Annotated in this window: 6 protein-coding genes and 4 tRNA genes; 7 read left to right on the top strand and 3 right to left on the bottom strand. The window is 43.7% G+C overall.

Annotated features, from left to right (window positions below; translation table 11 throughout):
* Positions 1 to 433 precede the first annotated feature (433 nt).
* On the bottom strand, positions 434 to 1,774 hold the full coding sequence (gene pssA, locus CBX98_RS24995) for a CDP-diacylglycerol--serine O-phosphatidyltransferase (protein WP_046874695.1): 1,341 nt from the start codon (positions 1,772 to 1,774) through the stop codon (positions 434 to 436).
* Between the two features lie 71 nt (positions 1,775 to 1,845).
* Positions 1,846 to 2,277, bottom strand: a complete 432-nt coding sequence (locus CBX98_RS24990; RefSeq protein ID WP_172606026.1) for a GNAT family N-acetyltransferase — start codon at positions 2,275 to 2,277, stop codon at positions 1,846 to 1,848.
* A 101-nt stretch (positions 2,278 to 2,378) separates the two neighbouring features.
* On the opposite strand from CBX98_RS24990, the gene murB reads away from it, so the two are divergent.
* On the top strand, positions 2,379 to 3,422 hold the full coding sequence (gene murB, locus CBX98_RS24985; protein WP_109170513.1) for a UDP-N-acetylmuramate dehydrogenase: 1,044 nt from the start codon (positions 2,379 to 2,381) through the stop codon (positions 3,420 to 3,422).
* Complete coding sequence (birA, locus tag CBX98_RS24980; protein ID WP_109170512.1) at positions 3,419 to 4,384, top strand: bifunctional biotin--[acetyl-CoA-carboxylase] ligase/biotin operon repressor BirA; 966 nt, start codon at positions 3,419 to 3,421, stop codon at positions 4,382 to 4,384. The genes murB and birA overlap by 4 nt, the downstream gene beginning before the upstream one ends.
* A 7-nt stretch (positions 4,385 to 4,391) precedes the next feature.
* Here birA and coaA read toward each other — a convergent pair whose 3' ends face one another.
* The gene (coaA, locus tag CBX98_RS24975; RefSeq protein WP_005398335.1) at positions 4,392 to 5,315 is read right to left on the bottom strand and encodes a type I pantothenate kinase; all 924 of its coding nucleotides are present in this window, start codon (positions 5,313 to 5,315) and stop codon (positions 4,392 to 4,394) included.
* A 205-nt stretch (positions 5,316 to 5,520) separates the two neighbouring features.
* On the opposite strand from coaA, the gene CBX98_RS24965 reads away from it, so the two are divergent.
* The 5 genes from CBX98_RS24965 to CBX98_RS24945 all read left to right on the top strand — a co-directional run.
* A tRNA-Thr gene (locus tag CBX98_RS24965) sits at positions 5,521 to 5,596 on the top strand.
* Between the two features lie 36 nt (positions 5,597 to 5,632).
* A tRNA-Tyr gene (locus CBX98_RS24960) sits at positions 5,633 to 5,717 on the top strand.
* 35 nt (positions 5,718 to 5,752) lie between these two features.
* Positions 5,753 to 5,827 (top strand) — tRNA-Gly (locus tag CBX98_RS24955).
* A gap of 13 nt (positions 5,828 to 5,840) precedes the next feature.
* Positions 5,841 to 5,916: transfer RNA gene (locus tag CBX98_RS24950), tRNA-Thr, on the top strand.
* Between the two features lie 101 nt (positions 5,917 to 6,017).
* A partial coding sequence (locus CBX98_RS24945; protein ID WP_227484038.1) for a GTP-binding protein occupies positions 6,018 to 6,145 on the top strand: 128 nt, incomplete at its 3' end.

Below are 6,145 nucleotides of genomic sequence, written 5' to 3'. Positions count from 1 at the left end.
TTTGGTTACCCGACTTACCTTAACCCCATTTCCATATTGAAACCTTGCATCGAGAGGCAGGCTCTTCTCTCGCGATACTTTCTAAGCCCTGCCATGACGAGTTGATGCGCAACTCTGTGCGGTTTCTACTGAACCGGGTCCCAGTATCGAGGACTAGTTTTGAGCCCCTGTGCTGACTTACGTGTTAGAAAGCTTATTCACTAGCGTAGTGTAAGAAAGAGTAAGATCGGAAGACTGAGTTATTAAGCACCTAGCCACTTACGCATGTATTACCTTTCTAGATTCTAGGTTGTTGCGTTTTGGGTTCAGTTGTGTCTCGCAAGTTTATTTACTGAAGCCTACTAACAGAGGTCTAATAGAGTATTAAGCTGTTGGATCTAGGAATAATAAAAAAGCCCAGCAGGAAAATGCTGAGCTTTGAAGTTAATTATGCTTACAGGATGCGTTTTAAAACCCCATCGGCTTTTAGGCGGGTTATTTTTCTTACTAACCGCTGCACCCCTATCGGATAATCTTCCACTTTTTCTAACTGTTTATAAGTACAGATAAGATGGGTATGCTCAAGGATACGCGAAACTTCATCTTCGAACTTCTCAGTGAGCTTCGCATAATTGTCTTGGATGAGAAGCCCATTTTCTAGATCAAGTGACCAAGCCCGAGGATTTAAGTTATTCCCCGTCAGTAGCATATAGCGTTTATCAACCCAAATGCCTTTGAGATGGAAGCTATTATTGTCATGCTTCCAGAGGTGAATTGACAGTTTACGCGCAGCGATATTCGCTTCATTTGCTTTCGCAAAGCGGCGTAGGTTTACTTCATACAGATATGGAAGTCCGCCAATGGTTTTAAAGTCTTCCTCAGGGGCAATATAAAAGTCGTTTGCTGTCTTGTCGCCCACAACAATAGTTACTTTCACACCGCGTTTCATGGCTCGCTTCACTTCACGATGCAGCGCTTTAGGGAAGTTAAAGTAAGGCGTACAGATAAAGATTTCGTTTTGGGCGGCCGCTAGTAACTTTACAATCTGTTGATTGAGCAGATTGCGGCGTTTGCCTAGACCAACTAGCGGGGTGATTTTTACACTTTCCTCTGTTGCAGGTTGGTCTTCAAACTGATAATTAGCTTGAGCAAGTGAAGCTCTCAGTTGACGAATCGCCGACTTAATTTCTTTGGTTTCTGGCTTATCTTTTCCAGCAAGATCATTGACAGCTGGGTGAGCAATCATCTCTTCCTGAATGAATTGCACCATTGAATTAGCTAAAGACTCATGTCGAATCACATGGTAACGATCAAAGCGATAGCGTTCGTGATAGTGCAGATAAACGTTATTTAAGCTTGCCCCACTGTAGATGACAGTATCATCGACAATGAAGCCTTTTAAATGCAGTACCCCAAAAACCTCTCTGCCACGCACAGGTATACCATAGACAGGGATCGGGTGTTGGTACTTATTGGCATACGCTTTGTAAAGCGCAGAATTACCCTCAGATGTTTCCGCACCAATCAGGCCACGCTGCGCTCGATGCCAGTCGACACAGATATTGATGTCCAACCCAGGATTGCGCTGTTTCGCTTCATAAAGCGCAGTGAGAATTTCACGTCCAGCTTCATCATCTTCCAGATATAGAGCGACTAGGTAAATTCGCGACGTTGCTTTGCTGATTGCATCCAAAAGACGAGTCCTGAATGATTCTGCTGAATACAGAACATCAAAGTCTTCCGGATTGACAGCGAGACTTGGCAACTGTTCGAATGGATTCCTACTTACTATCATATCGGTATGAGTACCTTAGTTTAGTGCAATATTGCGAACCAGTCATTTTATCAAAGATATGATTTACCTGGCTACAAAAGCGCGCGTTTTGATGTCATTGAAGAGATGAATTGCATTGGAATGAGATCTTTACCGCTATCTACATAGCGTTGAAATGCCATTTTTAGCGGGTGTGGTAGCTCAGAGCAATCAATGGTTTTGAATCCATGCTTGGAATAATAGGATTCGAGATGTGTAAACGCGAAGCAATAATCGCCATCAGTGAAAACATTGTTTTTACAATGAGTTAGTAGTTCTTTTCCAATGCCAGTTCCCCTAAGTGTCGGAATGACCAGCATTCCCGTCAGCAACCGAGATCTATCTACGGTTTTTAAGCGTAGTAACGCAACGATTTCACTTTTATGTCTCGCTGTAATGATCAGTTCATCCTTTTTGGCTCGACCCGAAGGGTAATACGCTTTGTACAACCTCTTAATGAGAGGGAGCTTGATAGGATTTAACACTTCTATGATTAATGAGTCAGGTATTGTCACTGCGGTTAAAAGATAACTAATGTAGAATGTCGACAGTTTAAGAGAATCTTATCTGACGTTGCAAACCTACTATGCAAATTAAAACAAATGCGAGCCTTAAGGCTTACCATACTTTTGGGATTGAACAGTCGTGTTCCTATTTAGCCACCATCGAGTCGCTCGAGGAGGTTATTCAACTATTTCAAGACCCGAGATTCACCCATTTACCGAAGCTTTTTTTAGGTAAAGGAAGTAATGTTCTTTTCACTGAGCATTTTGACGGGTTAGTGATCGTTAATCGAATCATGGGTAAACATGTGACGGAAACAGATGACCAATACCTATTGCATATTGCAGGTGGTGAAGACTGGCCTGATTTAGTTTCCTGGTGTGTGAGTCAGGGAATTGGTGGGTTAGAAAACCTAGCCCTGATCCCTGGCTGTGCAGGCTCGGCTCCTATTCAAAACATTGGAGCCTATGGACTAGAGCTAAAAGACATTTGTGACTACGTGGATGTTCTTGATCTAACTACATTTGAAAATAGAAGAATGAGCGCCAGAGACTGTAACTTTGGCTACCGAGACTCCATTTTTAAACACGCTTTGCATGAAAAGTACTTTATTACTGCACTAGGGCTTAAGTTGGCTAAGCAATGGCAACCGATTAATCAATATGGTCCTTTAAAAGATATTCCGGAAGAACAACTTAGCCCAGCAACAATCTTCGAGCGAGTTTGCCAAGTGCGAACGGAGAAACTGCCGGATCCAGTCAAGGTAGGTAACGCAGGAAGTTTCTTTAAAAACCCAGTGATCACTCAAGATCATTATGATCGGCTCATGAAGCAACATACTAATATCGTGGCCTATCCAACTCCTGGCGGAATGAAAGTCGCGGCTGGTTGGCTGATTGATCAGTGCGGATTAAAGGGGAAGTCTGTGCATGGTGCACAGGTCAACCCTATGCAAGCCTTGGTTTTGACCAACATGGACAACTGCAGTGCCGATGATGTTGTCGCACTTGCTTCCCTAGTGAAGCAGGCAGTGTGGGATAAATACCAAATAGAACTTGAGCATGAAGTTCGATTTCTGAACCGTACCGGGGAAACCAACCTGGCTCAGATCGAGGCGTTAAGATGAGAAAAGATCACTCTACGAAACTTCATATCTTAAAGTCATTAAGTAACGGCGAGTTTCATTCTGGAGAGGCGCTGGGCGAAGCCCTGAATGTATCCAGAGCGGCAATAGCTAAGCATATTAAAGGTCTTAGTGAGTGGGGCATTGATATTTATCGAGTGCAAGGGCGCGGTTACCAGTTGGCATCACCATTGCAGTTGCTAGATGAAGCTCTCCTTACTGCTAGTGCGGAGTCACTTGTTGAGCTTGTTCCTGTGATTGACTCAACCAACCAGTATTTGCTTGATAGAGTCGCAGAGTCAGAAAAGGGCCGTGTTTGTATAGCTGAGTATCAAGCACAAGGACGTGGTCGCCGCGGTAGACAATGGATCTCTCCATTTGGCTCTAACTTATACCTATCCATGTACTGGCGATTAGATGCGGGAATGGCCGCGGCAATGGGCTTAAGCCTTGTTATTGGTATTGCCGCAGTGGAAGCACTAGAAGAAATAGGCATACAAGGCGTTAAACTCAAGTGGCCAAATGACCTGTATTATCAAGATAAAAAACTGGCAGGAATCTTAGTGGAGATGTCAGGGCAGGCCGGTGGTGCTGCTCATCTTGTGATTGGGATGGGGCTCAATATTGGAATGCCTGATGAGCAACCTGAGATTGATCAACCATGGACAACATTGAATCAGGTAAACGAGAGTCTCGTGATCGATAGAAATGTCCTAGCGACGACGCTTATCAAGCATTGGAATTCCGCACTTATCGAGTATGAACTGAAAGGACTTACCAGCTTTGTCGAACGTTGGAATCGATTAGATAACTTTCTCAATCGTCAAGTCAAGCTGCTCATCGGACCTAGAAAGGTGCACGGCGTCGTACGCGGCATTGATCATCAAGGCGGGATATTACTCGAAACTTCCCAAGGGCTAGAGACTTACATTGGTGGTGAAATCTCGTTGCGTAAAAGCGATTGACGTTCAATTACTTTCGCAAAGATACCTTATCAACCAAGTGGTTGACGCCTTTGTGTAAAATCAAATGGGCTCTTTCTCGGGTTGGAAGAATATTCAGCTCCAAGTTGAGCCCATTAATATCATGCCAAATTTGTTTCGCTTTTTGCTTTGCTTCATCGACTGACAGTTGCGTGTAGTGACTAAAATAAGAACCGGGTTTAGTAAAAGCTCCTTGGCGAAACTTTAAAAATCGTTCCACATACCACTGTTCAATTGTCTCTGTTTCAGCATCGACATAGATCGAAAAATCCAAAAAATCAGAGACAAAGACGCGATGTGGATCATGCGGATAATCCATTCCACTTTGTAGAACGTTTAAACCTTCAATGATAAGAACATCGGGTCTATCAACTTTTCTTAGTTCGTCCGTAATGTCATACGTGATGTGGGAGTAAATAGGCACTTCAAGATCTGGCTTACCCGCTTTAACGTCAGACATAAACTCAACTAAACGTTTGATATCATAGGACTCAGGAAACCCTTTACGATGCATGATACCGCGTTCTTCTAGTACCTTTTTCGGATATAGAAAGCCATCTGTAGTGACCAAGGACACTTTGGGATGATTCTCCCAACGAGAAAGCAATGCGGTCAGAATACGAGCTGTCGTACTTTTGCCTACAGCGACACTGCCGGCGATACCAATCACAAAAGGAGGGGCATGTTCTTCCGTATTCAAGAATTGTTGTAATACGGAGTTGCGGCTTTGACGGGCTTGGACGTACAGATTCAAAAGACGAGACAAAGGAAGGTAGATTTCTACCGCTTCCTCCATGGTTAGGTTTTCATTAATGCCCTGAAGCGCAGTCAAGTCGTCTTCAGAAAGTGTCATCGGTACAGAGTTTCTTAACTCGGCCCAGTTTGCACGGTCAAATGACAAAAATGGACTCATGGGTCTCTTTTATCCTTGGTTTAGTAGAAGCAAGAACATACATCAAGCGAACTTCAAAGCAAACGACAAAGGTCGAAGTTTACTTTAAAAAAGCCAAGTTTGTACGAATTTGCAGCAAACGAATCTAAAAAATCGAATTTTATGATTTTTTTTAAAATTACTATTGCAACCTCGAAAATCATTCAATAGAATGCGCACCACTTATGCCGACTTAGCTCAGTAGGTAGAGCAACTGACTTGTAATCAGTAGGTCACCAGTTCGATTCCGGTAGTCGGCACCATTCTTTCCTTTAGTAGTCTGAATGGCTTGAAAATTTGGAGGGGTTCCCGAGTGGCCAAAGGGAGCAGACTGTAAATCTGCCGGCACTGCCTTCGATGGTTCGAATCCGTCCCCCTCCACCATATTCTTTAGGAAATAGCTCTCAGAGTTACGTGTTGCGGGCATCGTATAATGGCTATTACCTCAGCCTTCCAAGCTGATGATGCGGGTTCGATTCCCGCTGCCCGCTCCACTCTAATTTGAGTGCTGATATAGCTCAGGTGGTAGAGCGCATCCTTGGTAAGGATGAGGTCGGCAGTTCGAGTCTGCCTATCAGCACCAGCTCTCAAGTTTATTTCCTTTTGATATTAGATTTACCAATTATCTTTTTTGGTTGCGTGGTCAATTTGGGCCACCTAAATCCGTACCTAGAGGGACCACTCATGTCTAAAGAAAAATTTGAACGTACGAAACCGCACGTTAACGTTGGTACTATCGGCCACGTTGACCACGGTAAAACAACTCTAACTGCAGCTATCTGTACTACTCTTGCTAAAGTTTACGGCGGTGT

Origin of the sequence: Vibrio sp. T9 (assembly GCF_003123985.1) — a bacterium.
GTDB classification, from domain to species: domain Bacteria; phylum Pseudomonadota; class Gammaproteobacteria; order Enterobacterales; family Vibrionaceae; genus Vibrio; species Vibrio diabolicus.
The sequence above is the reverse complement of the archived record's forward strand: the minus strand, read 5'-3'. Positions and strand labels throughout refer to the sequence as shown.